The following is a 17,888-nucleotide window of genomic DNA, read 5'->3' on the forward strand; positions in this document are numbered from 1 at the left end:
CCCCCATCACGACCGACCCTGTCGCGGGCACCAGCGTCGTTCACGAGCCGACCACCTCCGGGACACCTGGCGGACCGGACCACCGTACGCACAGCGCCGGACCCCGCGCACCCAGGGACAGGCGCAGTGATCACTCCCACGGCGTCATTCCCAGGGCGGCAGATCGGGCTCCTCGGCCTCGTCGTCGAGCACGGTCGTCCCGGACGGACCGTGGGGGGAGCTGACGTCGTCGAGCGCCCCGCGGATCGCGGACGGGAGCACGAGGTCCTCGGCGGCGAGGGAGCCCAGCAGCTGCGCGCCGTCCCGGGCCCCGACCACGGGGGCGACGACGCCCGGCCGGTCGCGGACCCAGGCCAGCGCCACGGCCAGCGGCGAGGTGCCGAGCCCGTGCGCGGCGGTCACCACGGCCTGGACGATGCGGGCGGTGCGCTCGGTGCGGTGGCGGTTGACGTAGCCCGCGAGGTGCTCCGAGGCCCCGCGGGAGTCGGCCGGCACCCCCTCGCGGTACTTGCCGGTGAGCACGCCGCGACCCAGCGGGCCCCACGGCAGCAGGCCCAGCCCGTGGTGCTCGGCGGCGGGCAGCACCTCGGTCTCGACGGTGCGGTCGAGCAGCGAGTACTCCGACTGCACCGACACCAGCGGCAGCGACGTCAGCCCCTGGCGCGTCGCGGCCGACGCGACCTGCCAGCCCGCGTAGTTGGCCACCCCCGCGTACCGGGCGCGCCCGGTGGTGAGCGCCACGTCGACGGCGGCGAGCGTCTCCTCGAGCGGCACGTCGTCGTCCCAGGCGTGCAGCTGCCACAGGTCGACGTAGTCGGTGTTGAGGCGGTCCAGCGAGTCGTCGAGGGCGGTCAGCAGCGCCGCACGCGAGGCGCCCCCGCCGAACGGGCCGTCGTCGCGCCGGGCGCCGGCCTTGGTGGCGACGACGACCTCGCCCCGCGGGATCACGTCGTCGAACAGCCCGCCCAGGATCCGCTCGGCCTCGCCGCCCGAGTAGACGTCGGCGGTGTCGACGAGCGTCCCGCCGGCGTCGAGGAACGCCAGCAGGGACGCGCCCGCCTCGTCGGCGTCGGTGTCGCGACCCCAGCTCATCGTGCCCAGGGCCAGGCGCGAGACCCGCAGGCCGCTCGTGCCCAGGCGTCGCTGCTCCACGGCCCAGCAGCTTACGAAGTCGTCACGGACACCCCCGAGGGGCCCGAGGGGGAGGAGGTGACACCCCCGTGGTGGTCTACCGTCCGTCGCCGTGACAGCGGGTGCGCCGATGGGCTGGCTCGAGGCGGTGGTCCTCGGCATCGTGCAGGGACTGACCGAGTTCCTGCCGGTCTCGTCGTCCGCGCACCTACGGATCACCTCGGCGTTCTTCTTCGGCAACGACGCCGGGGCCGCGTTCACGGCGGTGACGCAGCTCGGCACCGAGACGGCCGTGCTCATCTACTTCTTCTCCGACATCTGGCGCCTGCTGCGGGCCTGGTTCGTCGGGCTCGCGCGGCGCGAGGAACGCGGCTACGACTACAAGCTCGCCTGGTACGTGATCCTCGGCTCGATCCCCATCGGGGTGCTCGGGCTGGCGTTCGAGGACGCGATCAAGGGGCCGGCCCGCAACCTGTACCTCAACGGCGCGGTGCTGGTGGTCTTCGCGCTGATCCTGGCCGCCGCGGAGCGCTACGGGCGCCAGCGCCGGGGCTCCGACCAGCTCACGCTGCGCGACGGCATCGTCATGGGCTGCGCGCAGGCGATGGCGCTCATCCCCGGCGTCTCCCGCTCCGGCGGGACGATCACCGCGGGCCTGTTCCTCGGCCTCGAACGGGCCGTGGCGGTGCGCTTCTCGTTCCTGCTGGCGCTGCCCGCGGTGTTCGCCTCCGGGCTGACGCAGATCCCGGACATCCTCGACCCGAGCGCCGCGGACGTGCAGGGCGGCGTGGTCGTGTTCCCCAGCATCGCGCAGATGATCGTCGCCACGGTGATCGCCTTCGCCCTGGGCTACGCCTCGATCGCCTGGCTGCTGCGCTTCGTCGAGAACCACACGATCTACGTCTTCGTCTGGTACCGGGTGCTGCTAGGGCTGGTCGTCCTGCTCGCCGTGAGCAACGGGGTCGTCCCGGCGACGTAGGAGAAGAGGCACGTAGGGTCGTCCGTGTGACGACGGTGATCCTGCTGCGACACGGCCGGTCCACGGCCAACGTCTCGGGGGTGCTGGCCGGTCGCACGCCCGGCGTCGGCCTCGACGACCACGGGCGCGGCCAGGCCGAGAAGCTCGTCGACCGGCTCGCCGAGCTCCCCCTCGCCGCGGCGGTGACGTCCCCGCTGCAGCGCTGCCGCGAGACCCTCGCGCCGCTGCTCGCCGCCCGCGGGATCGAGCCGACCGTCGAGGAGGACCTCTCCGAGGTCGACTACGGCGACTGGACGGGACGCAAGCTCGGCGAGCTGGGCAAGGAGGACCTCTGGAAGGTGGTCCAGGCCCACCCCTCGGCCGCGGTCTTCCCGGGCGGGGAGGGCCTCGCCGGCATGCAGGCCCGGGCCGTCGCCGCCATCCGCCGCCACGCCGCGCGCATCGGCGCCGAGCACGGCGAGAAGGCCCTGTGGGTGGCGTGCAGCCACGGTGATGTGATCAAGGCCGCGGTGGCCGACGCCCTGGGGCTGCACCTGGACTCGTTCCAGCGGATCGTCGTCGACCCGTGCTCGGTGAGCGTGATCAGCTACACGCCGACGCGCCCGTTCGTCGTCCGCGTCAACGACACCGGCGGCGACCTGTCCGCGCTGGTCCCGAAGCCGGAGGCCGAGGGCGGGGACGGTGACCAGGAGCAGCCGCCGGCGGACGACGCCGTCCCCGCGGAGGCCACCGTCGGGGGGTCGACGGGAGTAGCATGAAGCTTCCGCCGACGCCAGAGGACACCGTCCTCCAGCGGCGCCCTGCCCGGAGTCCTACGATCGAGATGTCATGCCCAGGGTGATCCACGTCTTCCGCCAGCCCGACCGGTTCGTCGCCGGCACCGTCGGGCAGCCCGGCGAGCGCTCCTTCTACCTCCAGGCCACCGAGCAGGCCCGGAAGGTGAGCGTGCTGCTCGAGAAGCAGCAGGTCTCGGTGCTCTCCGAGCGGATCGGCACCCTGCTCGAGGAGGTCTCGCGCCGCTTCGGCGCCGACGTGCCCGTCACCGTGCCCGAGGACGAGGTCGACACCTCGCCGCTCGAGGTCCCGGTGGAGGAGGAGTTCCGCGTCGGCACGATGGGCCTGGGCTGGGACGCCGAGTCCCGCAACGTCGTCGTCGAGCTGCTCGCGGTCACCGAGGAGGAGGTCGACGAGTCGGTCGTCCTCGACGACACCGACGAGGGTCCCGACGCGCTGCGCGTCTTCCTCTCGCCCGCCGGGGCGCGGGCGTTCGCGACGCGGGCCGAGCGGGTCGTCGGCGCCGGACGCCGCCTGTGCCCCCTGTGCACCGGGCCGCTCGACGCCGCCGGGCACGTGTGCCCCCGCCAGAACGGCTACCGCCGCGTGACGACCCCTGAGTAGGCGCGTGGACCGGGAGACGCAGGGCAACGGACGGTCGGACACCACCGCGCACGCCCTGGAGCTGCTGCTCCACGGCCGCATCGAGGTGGAGGGGCGGCTCACCGAGGCCTCGAACACCACGCTGCTGTGCTCCATCGCCACCAACGGCGTCGAGGAGCGCTGCGTCTACAAGCCGGTGCGCGGCGAGCGCCCGCTCTGGGACTTCCCGGACGGCACGCTCGCCGGCCGCGAGGTGTCGACCTTCCTCGTCAGCGAGGCCGCGGGGTTCGGGGTCGTCCCGCCGACCGTGCTGCGCGACGGCCCGTTCGGGCCTGGCATGGTGCAGCGCTGGATCGAGACCGACGACGAGCGCGAGCTGGTCGACATTCTCTCGCCGAAGGACGTCGGGAAGGGCTGGCGCACGGTGCTGCGCGCCCGCGGCATGGACGGCGACCCCGCGCTGCTGGTCCACGCCGACGACCCGGCCCTGCGTCGCATGGCCGCGCTCGACGTCGTCGTCAACAACGCCGACCGCAAGGGCGGCCACGTCCTCGCGGGCCTCGACGGCGGCGTCTACGGCGTCGACCACGGCATCTGCCTGCACCGCGAGGAGAAGCTGCGCACCGTGCTGTGGGGCTGGGTGGGCGAGCCGCTCACCGACGACGTGCGGGACGGCCTGCGCCGGCTGCGCGCGGCGCTCTCGCCCGGCAACGCCGCCGGGCTGAACGACACCCTGCACGACCACATCACCCGCGCCGAGGTCACCGCGCTGCGTTCCCGGGTCTCGCGCCTCCTCGACGCCGACGAGCTCCCCTCACCCGGCGGCCGGTGGCCCCCGATCCCGTGGCCCGCCTTCTAGCCCGCCCCGCCCCATGTGAGCACTTTCCGGGCCCATAGGCCCGGAAAGTGCTCACATAGCCCCGATCCGAGGTGCCACCGCCGTGCTGTTCGCACGCCGCGATCCGCGCTGGCCGCGCGACTTCCACCACCGCCGCACCGCCGACCTGCTCAACCTGCTCGAGGCGTGGGAGCTCTTCCGCACCTTCCCGCCCGCCGCCGAGCGCGACGGCTCGCGGATCCCGGTGGTGGCCGCGGACCCGCACCCGACGCCCGTCGGGCCGGGCCGGATCGCGGTCACCTGGCTGGGGCACGCGTCGGTGCTGCTGCACGTCGACGACGTGACGCTGCTGGTCGACCCCGTGCTCGCCGGCGGCATCCCCGGGGCGCGGCGGCGTCTCACGGCGCCGGCGCTGACGCCCGAGCAGCTCCCGGACCTCGACGCCGTGCTGATCAGCCACGACCACTACGACCACCTCGACGCCCCCACGCTGCGGCGCCTGCCGCGCTCGACACCGGTGCTCGTCGGGGGCGGCAGCGCCCCCTGGTTCGCCCGCCGCGGGTTCAGCGACGTCACCGAGCTGGACTGGTGGGAGGACGTCGAGGTCGGCGGGGTCCGGATCGAGTTCGTCCCCGCCCACCACTGGTCGCGGCGCACCCCGTTCGACACCTGCCGGCGGCTCTGGGGCGGCTGGGTGGTCACGGGTGCCGACGGCCGCAGCGTGCTCCACGCCGGCGACACCGGCTACGGCCCGTTCCCGGCGCGCATCGGCGCGCGCCACCGGGACATCCGGGTCGCGGTGCTCCCCGTCGGCGCCTACGCGCCGCGACGCCTGCTGCGCAGCGTGCACATGGACCCGGCCGAGGCCGTCCGGGCGGCCGGCGACCTCGGGGCGCGCCACCTCGTCCCGATCCACTGGGGCACGTTCGTGGTCTCCGGTGAGCCGGTGCTCGAGCCGCTGGAGCGGGTCCGCGAGGAGTGGGTCCGCGCCGGGCGCGACCGCGCCGACCTGTGGGACCTGCCCGTCGGGGGGACGCGGGTCCTGTGACCGTGGTTCCCCCGCGCCGGTCCGGACAGGCGCTGGTCGTCTGGGGCGTCGCCGTCCTCGCCTACGTCGCCGCGGTCCTCGGCCGGTCGTCGCTCGCGGCCACCGGCGTCACCGCCGCCGAGCGCTTCGACGTCTCCTCCGGCGTGCTCTCGCTGCTCGCGGTGGTCCAGCTCGCCGTCTACGCGGCGCTCCAGATCCCGGCCGGCGTGCTCGTCGACCGCGTCGGACCGCGCCGGGTGATCGCCGGCGGCGCCGTGCTCGTCGCCGCCGGGCAGGTCGTCCTCGCGCTCGCCGCCCCGTTCTGGTTGGCCGTCGCCGGGCGCATGCTCGTCGGGGCCGGCGACGCGGTGACCTTCGTCAGCGTCCTGCGCCTCATCCCGTCGTGGTTCCCCGCGCGGCGGGTGCCGCTCTACAACCAGCTCGCCGGCATCCTCGGCCAGCTCGGGCAGGTGATCTCGGCGGTCCCGCTCGCCGCGCTCGTCGTCGGCACGGGGTGGACACCGGCCTACCTCGCGGCCGGCGGCACCGCGGTGCTCGTCGCCGTGCTCGTGGTCGCGGTGGTGCGTGACGGCCCGGCCGGCAGCAGTGCCCCCGCAGGTCCCGCGGTCGCCGGGGGACTGGGGGCGGCGCTGCGGGAGCCCGGGGTGAAGCTCGCCTTCTGGTGCCACCTCGCCGCCCCGTTCCCCGGCAACGTGTTCGGGCTGCTCTGGGGCTTCCCGTTCCTCACCGGGGGCGAGGGCCTCGCCGGTGGCACCGCGCGCGGGCTGCTCGCCCTCTACGTCGTCGCCGGCATCGCGATCGGCCCGCTGCTCGGCACCCTGGCCGGGCGGTTCCCGCACCGGCGGGTCCGCCTGATCGTCGTCAGCACCGTCGCCCAGGCCGCGTCGTGGCTCGTCGTGCTCGCCTGGCCCGGCCCGGCGCCCCTGGCGCTGCTCGCGCTGCACGTCGTCGTGCTCGGGGGCGGCGGGCCGGCCTCGCTGGTCGCCTTCGACATCGCCCGCGCCGCCGTCCCCCCGCAGCGCATCGGGCGGGCCTCCGGGATCGTCAACGTCGGCGGCTTCGTCTCGACCGTCGCGGTCGTCCTGCTGGTCGGCGTCGTGCTGGACCTGCAGGGCGCGGGCACCCCGGACGCCTACACGCTCGACGCCTTCCGCGCCGCGATGCTCGTCCAGGTGCCGGTGTGGCTGGTCGCGCTGCTGGGGATCGCGCGCTCGGCGAAGCGCGTGCGCGGTCAGTCCGCCGCCGACGGGAAGCGCGGGGCCCGCTTCTCGCGCAGGGCGGTGTAGCCCTCGACGACGTCGGGGCCCAAGAAGGTCAGCATCTCGTAGGCCGCCGACTGGTCGAAGGTCGGGCCGGCGCTGCGCAGCCAGTTGTTCAGGCTGCGCTTGGTCAGGCGGATGGCCTGCTGGGAGCCGGTGCCGAGGGTGTCGGCGACGCGCAGGGCCTCGTCGAGAACCTCGTCGCGGGGCAGGGCCTTGGCCACCATGCCGAGGCGCTCGGCCTCGGCGCCGGTGACCATCTCGCCGGTGAGCAGGTAGTAGCGCGCCTTGGCCATGCCCGCGAGCAGCGGCCAGATGATCGCGGCGTGGTCGCCCGCCGCGACGCCGAGCTTGACGTGCCCGTCACCGAGCTTGGCGTCCTCGGCGGCGATCGCGACGTCCGCGAGCAGGGCGACGACCACGCCCGCCCCGACCGCGACCCCGTTGATCGCCGAGACGATCGGCTTGTCGCAGTCGATGATGTTGTAGACCAGGTCGGACATCTCGCGCAGCATGTGCTGGACGCCGTCGTAGTTGCCGGCCATCCGCTCGACCATCGCGAGGTCACCGCCCGCCGAGAAGGCCTTCCCCGCCCCGGTGATCACCGCGACGCGGGTCTGCTCGTCGTCGTTCACGTCGCGCCACACGCGGGCGAGCTCGCCGTGGAGCCCCTCGTCGGCGGCGTTGTACTTGTCGGGTCGGTTGATGGTGATCAGCAGGACGCCGTGCTCACGGCGCTCGAAGATCAGCTGCTCGTAGCCCTCGAAGGACACGTCGACACTCCTCGATCAGGTGGTACGGACGGTCTCGAACAGGCCCGCGGCGTCGTCCTCGATCGCCTGTGCCCGGGCCCGGTAGTGAATCTTCTTCCCGGTCGCCGTGAGCGGCAGCGCGTCGACGAACCGGTAGGCCCGCGGCCGCTTGTACGGCGCGAGCATGGCGTGGCCGCGACAGTGCGCCTCGCAGTCCGCGGCGGTCAGGTCGGCGTCCTCGCGGACGACGAAGGCGACGACGCGCTCGCCCCAGCGCTCGTCGGGGACGCCCACCACGAGGGAGTCGGCCACGCCGGCGTGCTCGTTGAGGGCCTCCTCGACCTGGACCGGGTGCACGTTCTCCCCGCCGGAGATCAGCATGTCGTCCTTGCGGCCCACGATCGTCACGTACTCGTCGGCGTCCCACGTGGCGAGGTCCCCGACGTGGATCCACCCGTCGTGGAACTTCGCCGCCTCCTGCTCGGGGGAGTTGACGTAGGCGTAGCCGGCCTTCGGGGAACGGATGATCACCTCGCCGACCTCGGTGCCGTCCTGCGCGACGGGCTCGTCCGGCCCCGCCCCGACGCCGACCACCATGACGTCGTCGTCGGTGCACGCGCGCCCGGCGGCGCCCGCGTGGTCGGGCAGGTCGGTGGGCCGCAGGAAGGTGTTCCAGAACGACTCGGTGGTGCCGAAGCCGTTGAAGATCCGTGGGGTGAGCAGCTCCTGGTAGCGCAGGCACGCCTCCCGTTCGAGCGGGGCGCCCATGGTCACGATGCCGCGCAGCGTCGCGAGGTCGCGGGCCCGCTCGCTCTGGGCGCGGGCGAGCATCGCGAGGTTGGTCGGCGCCCCGATCAGGTAGGTCAGCCCGTGCTCGGCGACCAGGTCGAGGACCCGGTCGGGGTCGAACGCGCGCAGCGGGACGACCTCGGCGCCCAGGTAGAACACCGGGTTCGGGCCGCCCGAGTAGAGCCCGCCGCGGTGGAACCACGGCGTCATGTTCAGCGTCCGGTCCTCGGGCGCGAGCGGGAAGTGCATGATCACGTCGTGGGCGCTGAACACCTCCACGAGGCTGTTCATGGGCACGCCCTTGGGCATGCCGGTCGTGCCCGAGGTGTAGAGCCGCGTGGTCTCGTCCCAGACGGTGCGGTCGACGGCGGACGGGGTGCCGCCGGGCACGACGAGGTCCTCGAGGCGGATCGCGTCCGGGAGCGGCTCGCCCTCGCCGGCGGCGACGAGCAGGGCGGGCCGGTGGCGGGCACGCTCGAGGGCGTCGGCGACGGTCGTTCCCAGGGCGGTGTCGTACACGAGCACCGTGGGCTCGCTGTCGTCGAGCACGTGCGCGGTCTCGCCGGCGGCCAGCCGGAAGTTCACCGGCGCGCCGACGGCCCCGCAGGCCTGCGTCGCGAGGTAGAGCTCGGCGAACGCGGGGGAGTTGAACAGCTGGTACACCACCACGTCGCCGGGGCCGACGCCCGCCCGGACGAGCCCCGCGGCCAGCGCGTCGACGCGGGCCCCGAGCTCGGCGTAGGTCCAGCGCTGCCCGGTCGCCGGGTCGGTCATCGCGGTCCGGCGGGCGTAGCGGTGGACGTTGCGGCGGAAGCCCGCGAGGTAGGTGAACGCGTGCTCGACGTACGTCCGGTAGGCGGTCGGGTCGTAGGTGAAGGTCATCGGAACCTCCTCGGGACTCAGCGGAAGGCCGGGACGCCGGTGAGGGCGCGGCCCAGGATCAGGGTGTGGACCTCGTCGGTGCCCTCGTAGGTGCGCACGCCCTCGAGGTTCGCGGCGTGGCGCATCGGGGAGTGCTCGAGGGTGAGGCCGTCGCCGCCGAGGATCGTGCGGGCCGATCGGCACACGGCGAGCGCCTCGCGGACGTTGTTGAGCTTGCCGAGGGAGATCTGTGCGGCCGGGAGCGTGCCGGCGTCCTTGCGCCGCCCGGTGCGCAGCGCGACCAGCGTGCCCTTCTGGATCTCCAGCACCATGTCGACGAGCTTCTGCTGGGTGAGCTGGAACCCCGCGATCGGCGAGCCGAACTGCTCGCGGTCCAGCGCGTGCGCCAGCGCGGCCTCGTACGCGTCCCGCGCGGCGCCCATCGCGCCCCAGAGGATCCCGTAGCGCGCCTCGTCGAGGCACGTGAACGGGCCCCGCAGGCCGACGACCCCGGGCAGCGCCGCGTCCTCGGGCAGCGCGACGGCGTCCAGCGTGATCTCGGCCTGCACCGAGGCCCGCATGCCGAGCTTCGGCCCGATCGGCACGGCGGTGAACCCCGGGGTGCCGGTGGGGACGACGAAGCCCCGGACGCCCTCCTCGGCGCGTGCCCAGATGACGGCGACGTCGGCGAGCGTGGCCAGGCCGATCCAGCGCTTGACGCCGCGCAGCACCCACCCGTCCGCCGTGCGCTCGGCACGCGTCGCCATCGACCCGGGGTCGCTGCCCGCGCCGGGCTCGGTGAGCCCGAAGCAGCCGATCAGCTCGCCGGCCGCCATCCCCGGCAGCCAGCGCTCCCGGTGCTCGTCGGAGCCGAACGCGTGGATCGCGGTCATCGCGAGCGACCCCTGCACCGAGGCGAACGTGCGCAGGCCCGAGTCGCCGGCCTCGAGCTCCATCGCGGCCAGCCCGTACTCGACGGCCGACCGGCCCGCGACGTGCATGCCCAGGACGCCCAGCGCGCCCATCTTCGGGGCGATCTCGCGGGGGAAGTGCGCGTCGTCGTACCAGCGCGCGACGTGCGGGCGGATCTCGGCGTCCACGAAGGACCGCACGGTGTCGCGCCAGGCGATCTCGGCGGGGGAGAGGAGGTCGTCGAGGGCGAGGAGGTCGGGCGCTGCGGAGGTCGTCATCAGCTCATCGACAATCCGCCGCTGACCGACAGCGTCTGGCCGGTGATGTAGGCGGCCTCGTCGGAGGCGAGGAACGCGACGGCGCCCGCGAGGTCCTCGGGCTGGGCGAGGCGGCGCAGCGGGATCGCCTTGGTCAGCGCCTCGCGGAGCTTGGGGTTGTCCCCCGCGAAGTCGGCGAACAGCGCGGTGTCGGTCGGGCCGGGGCACACGCAGTTGACGCCGATCTGGTGGCGGGCCATCTCGCGGGCGCAGGTCTTGGTGAACGCGATGACCCCGCCCTTGGCCGCCGAGTACACGGCCTCTCCGGAGGACCCGACCCGGCCCGCGTCGGAGGCGAGGTTGACCACGCGCCCGCCGCCCTGCTCAGCCATGATCGGCAGCACGGCCTTCGAGGTGTGCAGCACGCCGTAGAGGTTGATCTTGATGACCTTGTCCCAGTCGGCCGGGTCGGAGTCGACGAACGGTCCGGCGCGGTCCCAACCGGCGTTGTTGACGAGGACGTCGATGCGGCCGAACCGCGCGCGGACCTCGGCGACCGTCTCCTCGACCGACGCGCGGTCCGCGACGTCGGTGGTCAGCCCGACCGCGCCGCCCCCGAGGGCGGTCGCGGTGTCCCGGGCGGTGTCCCCGTCGACGTCCGTGGCCACCACGGTGGCGCCCTCGGCGGCGAGCTTCTCGGCGATGCCGCGGCCGATGCCCCGGCCGGCGCCGGTCACGATCGCGATCTTCTGGTCCAGGCGTCCCACAGCGGATCCTCCTCATGGCGCCAGCTCGCGACCGAGACGGTCGCGGGCGACGACGAGCTTCATGATCTGGGCGGTGCCGTCACCGATCTGCAGGCCGAGCACGTCGCGCAGGCGCTGCGCGAACGGCAGCTCGGTGCGGTAGCCGTACTGGCCGTGCAGCAGCAGGCACTGGGTGATGACGTCGTGGGCCGTCTTCGGGGCCCACCACTTGCACATCGCGGCCTTGTCCGTGTGCGGCCGGCCTCGGTCGCCGAGCCACAGCGTCTCCAGGCAGAGCAGGCGTGCGGCCGCGAGCAGCGTCTCGGCCTCGGCCAGCGGGAAGGCCACGCCCTGGTTGGTCGAGAGCGGACGGCCGAACGCCTCACGCCCGCTGGCGTAGGCCCAGGTCTCCTCGACGCTCTGCTCCGCGGCGCCGAGGCACTGCAGGCCGATGAGCGCGCGGCTGAAGTCGAACCCCTGCATGACCTGGACGAACCCGCGGCCCTCGGCGCCGATGAGGTGGTCGGCGGGGACGCGGACACCGTCGAGGTGCGCGGCGCCGCGCGCCACGGCCGTCGTCCCCATGTCCGGGTAGGGCTCGCGGGTGACGCCCGGCCGGTCGAGGGGCACGAGGAACGCGCTGATGTCGCGGCCGCGCTGCTCCGAGGGCCCGGTGCGGGCGAACACGACGACTGCGGCGGCGTCGCCGGCGAACGAGAGCGACTTGACGCCGTCGAGGACCCAGTCGCTCCCGTCGCGTGTCGCCGTCAACCGGGGCACCCCGGCGTCGGATCCCGCGTGCGGCTCGGTGAGCCCGATGCCCACGATCTCCTCGCCGGAGCAGATCCGCGGCACCCACTCCTGCGCGAGCGCGGCCGGGGCGTTGCGGGCCAGCACCGCCCCGACCAGCGAGCCCACGACCTGCAGGTACGCGACGTTGATGTCGCCGCGGGCGATCTCCTCGGTGACGACGCCCGCGGCGACGCGGTCGTGCCCGCCGCCGCCGAGGTCGGCGGGCAGCTCGGGGGCGATCAGCCCCTGGCGCCCGATCTCGCGGCGCAGGTCCGGCTCGATGCGCCCGGCGCGCTCGCGCTCGGCGTAGCCGGGGAGCAGGTGCCCCGTCGCCAGCGCCCGCGCCCGGTCGCGCAGGTCGCCCTGGGCGGCCGTGAGCTCGAAGTCCATCGTCGGTCTCCGCTCCGTGTCGGATGTCGACGACGCTGGCAAACTTTGACTCCGGAGTCAACAGATGGAGTCGAAATTTGACTCACGAGTCAGTCACGCTCATGCTGGTGGTCATGGACGAGCCCGTCAGCCGCGTCGAGCGCAAGCGGGGCCGGCGGGTCGAGCAGATCCTCGCGGTCGCCGCCGAGCTGTTCGGCGAGCGCGGCTACGACGCGGTCAACCTGGAGGACGTCGCCGAGCGTCTCGACGTCACCAAGGGGTCGCTCTACTACTACTTCGCCGGCAAGGACCAGCTCGCCACGGCCGCCATCGAGACCCTCGGCGACGACTGGACCGGGCGGCTGGAGGCGATGGCCGGGGCCGTGGAGGGCGACGCCGCGACCCGCCTGCGGGCACTGATCCGTGCGCACGTCGTGATCGCCGTCCGCGAGTACCCGGCCGCACTGCGCCTCTTCCTCGTGCCGCGCACCTGGCCCGACGCCCTGCGCACCCGCATCACGGAGATGCGGCGGCGTCACGACCAGGTGTTCCGCGCGGTCCTCGTCGACGGCCTCGAGCGCGGCGAGTTCGCGGTCGTCGCGACCTCGACCACGCTGCAGGCCATGCACGCGGCGATGAGCCAGGCGCCACTGTGGTGCGCCGGCCTCGCCGACGACGAGCAGGAGCGCGCCTTCGACGAGCTGGCCGACACGTTGATGAAGCTGGTGGCCCTCAACCCCGGCCCGTGAGCGCCGCGTAGACGATCACGTTGTCCTCGTAGGAGTGCCCGCTCGCGTCCAGCGCGCCGCCGCAGGTGATCAGCCGCAGCTCGGCGCCGGCGGTGTCCCCGTAGACGTCGCGGGTCGGGAACCAGTTCTTCGAGACCTGCACGGTGCCGGTCACCGTGAACACGGCGATCGACCCGTCGCGGCGGGTGACGGTGATCCGGTCACCCGCGGTGGCGTCGGCGAGGTCGGCGAAGACCCCGCGCCTGCCGTCCCCGTCGACGTGCCCGACCACCACCGCCGGGCCGCGCTCGCCGGGCGTGGGCCCGTGGCGGTACCAGGCGGCCTGCTCCGGGGTGTGCACCGACGGCACCGCGATGCGCCGCCCGGCGTCGACGCCGACCGGGACGAGCGAGGAGCAGGCGTCGATGCGGTCGACGGTGATCGCGACCGGCTCGGCCGCCGCCAGGGGCGCCGGGTCGGGCCGCCACGGCGCGGCGACCGGCGGGCAGGGGTCGACCCCCGACCCGCTCGTCGCCGTCGCGACCCCCATGGCGGCGCAGACCGCGCTGAGCACGAAGGCGAGCACGGCCAGGGCGCGGATCCCGAGCGACGGGGCGGGACCGGACGGGCGAGGGAGTCCCCGCGTGCGTGCGACGCACCCGGGGACGCCCTCGCTCCGTGGTCCTCGGCGACGGTGCCGGTTCACCGCCGCGACGACATCCGCGACGACCCCCGCGACGACACCTGCCGCGAGCGCAGGGTGCCGATCAGCATCAGCACCGCCCCGCCGCCGGTCCACCACAGCACCGAGGAGGCGACGGGGGAGTCGGCCGGGATCTCGACGAGGGCGGCGGTCGACCCGTCGCCGGTCGGCGCGGCCCCGACGGGGATCAGGCTGACCTGGGTCCCGCCGGAGTCGTCGGTATCACCGGCGTCACCGGTGTCGTCGGCGACCGTCTCGGCCCCGGCCGCGTTGGCCGGGTCGCCCTGGTCGCAGGCGAAGCCGTCGTCGTCCCGGTCCAGGGCGGGCCGGTAGCCCGGCGTGCCCGCCGGGATGTTCTGCGCGCCGGCGGCGAAGGCCTCGCTGCAGTTGGCGTAGTACACGGACGGCGCGGCGAGCGCCGGACCGGCCGTCCCGAGCAGGAGGACGGCCGACACACCGGCCGCCGCCACGAACCGACGGGATCGCTGCATGATCTCTCCGATCACCCACGACCCTCCCGCCCCGCGCGGGAGGAACGTGACGCAGTCAACTCCAGTGAGTGTTCAAACCACACGCAGCGTGACGGCGCGTCGGGCGACACCTTCGGGGGAACGCGGTTTCCGGCTCCCGTTCACGCACAGCAGAAGCGGGGAGCCGGATCCCGTCGCGCGACGTAGCGTGGAGAGGTGAGCTCTTCTGCTGCTCCCTCCGTTCCCACCGTTCCCTCCGGTCTCCCCACCACCGCCGGCGAGCTGGCCCGCAGCGGCCACCCGGCGGCGGCGGCCCGCAGCGTGCGGGCCGAGCTGCGCGACAACCTGCTGTCCCGTCTGCGGGACGGGGTGGACCCCTGGCCGGGGATCGTCGGGTTCGACCGCACCGTGCTGCCCCAGTTCGAGCGCGCGGTGCTCGCCGGCCACGACGTGGTGCTGCTCGGCGAGCGTGGTCAGGGCAAGACCCGGCTCCTGCGCAGTCTCGTGAACCTGCTCGACGAGTGGACGCCCGTGATCGCGGGCTCCGAGCTCGGCGAGCACCCGGCCGAACCGATCATCCCGGCGAGCAGGCGCCGCGCCGCCGAGCTGGGCGACGACCTGCCGATCAGCTGGCGCCACCGCGACGAGCGCTACGCCGAGAAGCTGGCGACGCCGGACACCTCCGTCGCCGACCTCATCGGCGACGTCGACCCCGTCAAGGTGGCCGAGGGCCGCAGCCTCGGCGACCCGGAGACCATCCACTTCGGCCTCGTGCCCCGCGCCCACCGCGGCATCGTGACGATCAACGAGCTGCCCGACCTCGCCGAGCGCATCCAGGTCGCGCTGCTCAACGTCATGGAGGAGCGCGACATCCAGGTGCGCGGCTACACGCTGCGCCTGCCGCTGGACATCATGCTCGTGGCCAGCGCCAACCCCGAGGACTACACCAACCGCGGGCGGATCATCACCCCGCTCAAGGACCGTTTCGGCGCCGAGGTCCGCACCCACTACCCGCTCGAGGTCGCCGGCGAGGTCGCCCTGGTCCGCCAGGAGGCCCAGCTCGTCGCCGAGGTGCCCGACCACCTCGTCGAGGTCCTCGCCCGATTCACCCGCCACCTGCGCCAGTCCGGCGCGGTCGACCAGCGCAGCGGCGTGTCCGCGCGCTTCACGATCGCCGCCGCCGAGACCGTCGCGGCCGCCGCGCTGCGCCGCGCCGCCGTCACCGGCGAGGACGCCGCCGTGGCACGTCCCGTCGATCTCGAGTCGGTGCCGCCGGTGCTGCGCGGCAAGCTCGAGTTCGAGTCGGGGGAGGAGGGCCGCGAGGCCGAGCTGCTCACCCACCTGCTCCGCCGCTCGATCAGCGAGACGGCCCGCGCCCGGCTCGCCGGGGTCGACCTGGCCCCGCTCGCCGACGGCGTCTCCGCCCTCGAGGGCGACCGCCGGGTGGTCACCGGCGACCGCGTCGCCGCCCGGCAGGTGGTCGACGCGCTGCCGTCGATCTCGGTGGTCTACACGGTGGCCGAACGCCTCGGCGCCGCGGGCACCGAGGCCCCGGGGCCGCTGGCCAGCGCGGTCGAGCTGGCCCTCGAGCACCTCTACCTGACCCGCAAGCTGGCCAAGGACGACGACGAGGACGCGGGGACGGTGGCCTATGGCGGCTGATCCCACCGGCCCGGAGGGGCAGGGCCCGGCCAGCGGGCGCTACTCCTACGGGCGGTACTACGACGGTCCCGACCCGCTCGCCCCGCCGTTCGACCTGCGCTCGGCCATGGACGAGCTCGGCCGCGACGTCATGGAGGGCACGTCGCCGCGGCGGGCGATGGAGGAGCTGATGCGCCGCGGGCTCGGTGAGCAGCGGGGTCTCGACGACCTCATGCGCCGGCTCAACGAGCGCCGCAGCCGTCTGCAGCGCACCCACCGGCTCGACGGCACGCTGCAGGAGGTCCGCGAGCTGCTCGAGCAGGCGCTCGAGGCGGAGCGCAACTCGCTGCAGGCGGAGGAGTCCGACGACGCGCGGTTCCGCGAGATGCAGCTCGACGCGCTGCCCCCGTCGCCGGCGGGCGCGGTGCGCGAGCTCGAGGACTACGACTGGCGCAACGCCGAGGCGCGCCAGGCCTACGAGCAGATCCGTGACCTGCTCGGCCGGGAGGCGCTCGACCAGCGCTTCCAGGGCATGAAGCAGGCGATGGAGAACGCCACGCCCGAGGACGTCGAGGCCGTCCGGGAGATGATCTCGGACCTGAACGACCTGCTCGAGGCGCACGGTCGCGGCGAGGACACGACGGACCAGTTCCGCGAGTTCATGGGCAAGCACGGGCAGTACTTCCCGGAGAACCCGCAGACCACCGACGAGCTGATCGACCTGCTCGCGGAACGCTCGGCGGCCGCCCAGCGGATGATGAACTCGCTGTCCGCCGAGCAGCGCGCCGAGCTCGAGGGCCTCATGCAGCAGGCCTTCGGCGACCAGCGCCTCGCCGAGCAGCTGGGGCGTCTCGACCAGCAGCTGCAGGGGCTGCGGCCCGGCGAGGACTGGCAGGGGCGCGGGCGCTTCCGGGGCGAGAACCCCATGGGCATGGGCGAGGCGACCCGGGCCATGGAGGAGCTCGGGCAGATGGACGCCCTCGCCGAGCAGCTCTCGCAGTCCTACCCGGGCGCGCGCATGGAGGACATCGACCTCGAGGCGCTCGAGGCGACCCTCGGCGAGCAGGCCCGCGTCGACGCCCAGCGCCTCGCCGAGCTCCAGCGCGAGCTCGAACGGCAGGGCGTCTTCCAGCGGGCGGCCGACGGGTCGCTCATGCTCTCGCCGAAGGCGCTGCGCCAACTCGGCCAGTCGTCGCTGCGCGACGTCGTCGGCTCGCTGTCCACCCGGCGCGGGGAGCGGGAGACGCAGCGCTCCGGCGCGGCCGGCGAGGCCACCGGCGCCACGCGGCCGTGGGCGTTCGGGGACACGGAGCAGTGGGACGTGTCCCGGACCCTGCTCAACGCCGAGATGCGGCACGCCTCCGGTGACCGGCGCGCCCTCGACGTCACCGACGTCGAGATCGTCGAGACCGAGCAGCGCACCCGCGCCGCGGTGGCGCTGTGCGTCGACACCTCGTGGTCGATGGTGGCCGACGGCCGGTGGGTGCCGATGAAGCGCACCGCGCTGGCGCTGCACCACCTGGTGTCGACGCGGTTCCGGGGCGACGACCTGCAGCTGATCACCTTCGGGCGGCACGCCAAGGAGGTCGAGCTGGGGGAGCTGACCGCGCTGGAGGGGGCGTGGGAGCAGGGCACCAACCTGCACCACGCGCTGCTGCTCGCGGGGCGGCACCTGCGCAAGAACGCCGACGCGGCACCGGTCGTCCTGGTGGTCACCGACGGCGAGCCGACCGCGCACCTCGAGCCCGACGGTCATGCCGCGTTCGACTACCCGCCGAGCCCGGAGACCCTCCGGGCGACGCTCGGGGAGGTCGACGCGCTCGCGCGGCTGAACGCGGCGATGACGGTCTTCATGCTCGGGGAGGACCCGCGGCTGGAGGCGTTCGTGGACCTCGTGGCCCGGCGGGCGGGGGGACGCGTGGTGAATCCCGACCTCGACGGGCTGGGCGCTGCGGTCGTCAGCGACTACCTCGCGAGCCGGCGTCGTCGCTGAGCTGTCGTTCCGTGGATAGTGCCCAGATGATGACGCTGAGCGCATCGGCCGACGAGCGAAGACCCTGACCGGGGGAACGAAGTGTGCGCACTCGGGCGTCACGACCACGGGGGGCGACACCGCGTACGCTCGATGGTGGCTGGAGCCGATCCCCCCCGCGGCTCTCGGCCACCCCGGCCGGGTCCGTCATCCCGTGCGGGGACGCCGTGCTCGCCCACGGCTTCCCCGCTGACACGACCCGGC

General features: G+C 74.1%; 17 protein-coding genes. 9 read left to right on the top strand and 8 right to left on the bottom strand.

Annotated features, from left to right (window positions below; all coding sequences use genetic code 11):
* Positions 1 to 144: 144 nt before the first annotated feature.
* Complete coding sequence (locus tag WCD41_RS13760) at positions 145 to 1,152, bottom strand: aldo/keto reductase (RefSeq protein ID WP_337713983.1); 1,008 nt, start codon at positions 1,150 to 1,152, stop codon at positions 145 to 147.
* Positions 1,153 to 1,261: 109 nt separating this feature from the next.
* On the opposite strand from WCD41_RS13760, the gene WCD41_RS13765 reads away from it, so the two are divergent.
* The 6 genes from WCD41_RS13765 (at position 1,262) to WCD41_RS13790 (ending at position 6,659) form a co-directional block, all read left to right on the top strand.
* Positions 1,262 to 2,110, top strand: coding sequence for an undecaprenyl-diphosphate phosphatase (locus WCD41_RS13765; protein WP_337714227.1), 849 nt, complete (start codon positions 1,262 to 1,264; stop codon positions 2,108 to 2,110).
* A 26-nt stretch (positions 2,111 to 2,136) separates the two neighbouring features.
* Positions 2,137 to 2,868, top strand: a complete 732-nt coding sequence (locus tag WCD41_RS13770) for a histidine phosphatase family protein (RefSeq protein ID WP_337713984.1) — start codon at positions 2,137 to 2,139, stop codon at positions 2,866 to 2,868.
* A 70-nt stretch (positions 2,869 to 2,938) separates the two neighbouring features.
* Complete coding sequence (locus tag WCD41_RS13775) at positions 2,939 to 3,508, top strand: DUF3090 domain-containing protein (RefSeq protein WP_337713985.1); 570 nt, start codon at positions 2,939 to 2,941, stop codon at positions 3,506 to 3,508.
* A 4-nt stretch (positions 3,509 to 3,512) separates the two neighbouring features.
* A complete protein-coding gene (locus WCD41_RS13780; protein WP_337713986.1) occupies positions 3,513 to 4,346 on the top strand; it encodes an SCO1664 family protein in 834 nt (277 codons plus the stop codon).
* Positions 4,347 to 4,428: 82 nt separating this feature from the next.
* Positions 4,429 to 5,373: an MBL fold metallo-hydrolase gene (locus tag WCD41_RS13785; protein WP_337713987.1), complete on the top strand. Its 945-nt coding sequence runs from the start codon at positions 4,429 to 4,431 to the stop codon at positions 5,371 to 5,373.
* On the top strand, positions 5,370 to 6,659 hold the full coding sequence (locus tag WCD41_RS13790) for an MFS transporter (RefSeq protein WP_337713988.1): 1,290 nt from the start codon (positions 5,370 to 5,372) through the stop codon (positions 6,657 to 6,659). The genes WCD41_RS13785 and WCD41_RS13790 overlap by 4 nt, the downstream gene beginning before the upstream one ends.
* Here WCD41_RS13790 and WCD41_RS13795 read toward each other — a convergent pair.
* Genes WCD41_RS13795 through WCD41_RS13815 form a run of 5 tightly spaced genes read right to left on the bottom strand, consistent with a single transcriptional unit; the run spans position 6,605 to position 12,131 of the window.
* Complete coding sequence (locus WCD41_RS13795) at positions 6,605 to 7,405, bottom strand: enoyl-CoA hydratase/isomerase family protein (RefSeq protein ID WP_337713989.1); 801 nt, start codon at positions 7,403 to 7,405, stop codon at positions 6,605 to 6,607. The genes WCD41_RS13790 and WCD41_RS13795 overlap by 55 nt on opposite strands.
* A 15-nt stretch (positions 7,406 to 7,420) precedes the next feature.
* A complete protein-coding gene (locus WCD41_RS13800; protein ID WP_337713990.1) occupies positions 7,421 to 9,055 on the bottom strand; it encodes a class I adenylate-forming enzyme family protein in 1,635 nt (544 codons plus the stop codon).
* 17 nt (positions 9,056 to 9,072) lie between these two features.
* Positions 9,073 to 10,224, bottom strand: coding sequence for an acyl-CoA dehydrogenase family protein (locus tag WCD41_RS13805; RefSeq protein WP_337713991.1), 1,152 nt, complete (start codon positions 10,222 to 10,224; stop codon positions 9,073 to 9,075).
* Positions 10,224 to 10,970 (bottom strand): SDR family NAD(P)-dependent oxidoreductase, encoded by a 747-nt coding sequence (locus WCD41_RS13810; RefSeq protein WP_337713992.1) that lies wholly within the window; start codon positions 10,968 to 10,970, stop codon positions 10,224 to 10,226. Before WCD41_RS13810 ends, WCD41_RS13805 begins: the two co-directional genes overlap by 1 nt.
* 12 nt (positions 10,971 to 10,982) lie before the next feature.
* Complete coding sequence (locus tag WCD41_RS13815; RefSeq protein ID WP_337713993.1) at positions 10,983 to 12,131, bottom strand: acyl-CoA dehydrogenase family protein; 1,149 nt, start codon at positions 12,129 to 12,131, stop codon at positions 10,983 to 10,985.
* A 113-nt stretch (positions 12,132 to 12,244) separates the two neighbouring features.
* Here WCD41_RS13815 and WCD41_RS13820 point away from each other — a divergent pair, with 113 nt between their 5' ends.
* Entirely contained in the window at positions 12,245 to 12,859 is a 615-nt protein-coding gene (locus WCD41_RS13820; RefSeq protein ID WP_337713994.1) for a TetR/AcrR family transcriptional regulator, read from the top strand.
* Here WCD41_RS13820 and WCD41_RS13825 read toward each other — a convergent pair.
* Entirely contained in the window at positions 12,843 to 13,424 is a 582-nt protein-coding gene (locus WCD41_RS13825; protein ID WP_337713995.1) for a class F sortase, read from the bottom strand. The genes WCD41_RS13820 and WCD41_RS13825 overlap by 17 nt on opposite strands.
* 116 nt (positions 13,425 to 13,540) lie before the next feature.
* Complete coding sequence (locus WCD41_RS13830; RefSeq protein ID WP_337713996.1) at positions 13,541 to 14,032, bottom strand: excalibur calcium-binding domain-containing protein; 492 nt, start codon at positions 14,030 to 14,032, stop codon at positions 13,541 to 13,543.
* A gap of 195 nt (positions 14,033 to 14,227) precedes the next feature.
* Here WCD41_RS13830 and WCD41_RS13835 point away from each other — a divergent pair, with 195 nt between their 5' ends.
* Together WCD41_RS13835 and WCD41_RS13840 are read left to right on the top strand one after the other, a co-directional pair.
* Positions 14,228 to 15,673 (top strand): ATP-binding protein, encoded by a 1,446-nt coding sequence (locus WCD41_RS13835; RefSeq protein ID WP_337713997.1) that lies wholly within the window; start codon positions 14,228 to 14,230, stop codon positions 15,671 to 15,673.
* The gene (locus tag WCD41_RS13840) at positions 15,663 to 17,645 is read left to right on the top strand and encodes a VWA domain-containing protein (protein WP_337713998.1); all 1,983 of its coding nucleotides are present in this window, start codon (positions 15,663 to 15,665) and stop codon (positions 17,643 to 17,645) included. Before WCD41_RS13835 ends, WCD41_RS13840 begins: the two co-directional genes overlap by 11 nt.
* Positions 17,646 to 17,888 lie beyond the last annotated feature (243 nt).

It is taken from the genome of Actinomycetospora aeridis (assembly GCF_037400275.1).
GTDB lineage: Bacteria > Actinomycetota > Actinomycetes > Mycobacteriales > Pseudonocardiaceae > Actinomycetospora > Actinomycetospora aeridis.

Excerpts from the sequence above, each read along its gene's own strand:
- WCD41_RS13820 (WP_337713994.1), top strand. The coding sequence starts at position 12,245 with ATGGACGAGCCCGTCAGCCGCGTCGAGCGCAAGCGGGGCCGGCGGGTC.
- WCD41_RS13805 (WP_337713991.1), bottom strand. The coding sequence starts at position 10,224 with ATGACGACCTCCGCAGCGCCCGACCTCCTCGCCCTCGACGACCTCCTC.
- WCD41_RS13800 (WP_337713990.1), bottom strand. The coding sequence starts at position 9,055 with ATGACCTTCACCTACGACCCGACCGCCTACCGGACGTACGTCGAGCAC.
- WCD41_RS13765 (WP_337714227.1), top strand. The coding sequence starts at position 1,262 with ATGGGCTGGCTCGAGGCGGTGGTCCTCGGCATCGTGCAGGGACTGACC.
- WCD41_RS13775 (WP_337713985.1), top strand. The coding sequence starts at position 2,939 with ATGCCCAGGGTGATCCACGTCTTCCGCCAGCCCGACCGGTTCGTCGCC.
- WCD41_RS13840 (WP_337713998.1), top strand. The coding sequence starts at position 15,663 with ATGGCGGCTGATCCCACCGGCCCGGAGGGGCAGGGCCCGGCCAGCGGG.
- WCD41_RS13815 (WP_337713993.1), bottom strand. The coding sequence starts at position 12,131 with ATGGACTTCGAGCTCACGGCCGCCCAGGGCGACCTGCGCGACCGGGCG.
- WCD41_RS13830 (WP_337713996.1), bottom strand. The coding sequence starts at position 14,032 with ATGCAGCGATCCCGTCGGTTCGTGGCGGCGGCCGGTGTGTCGGCCGTC.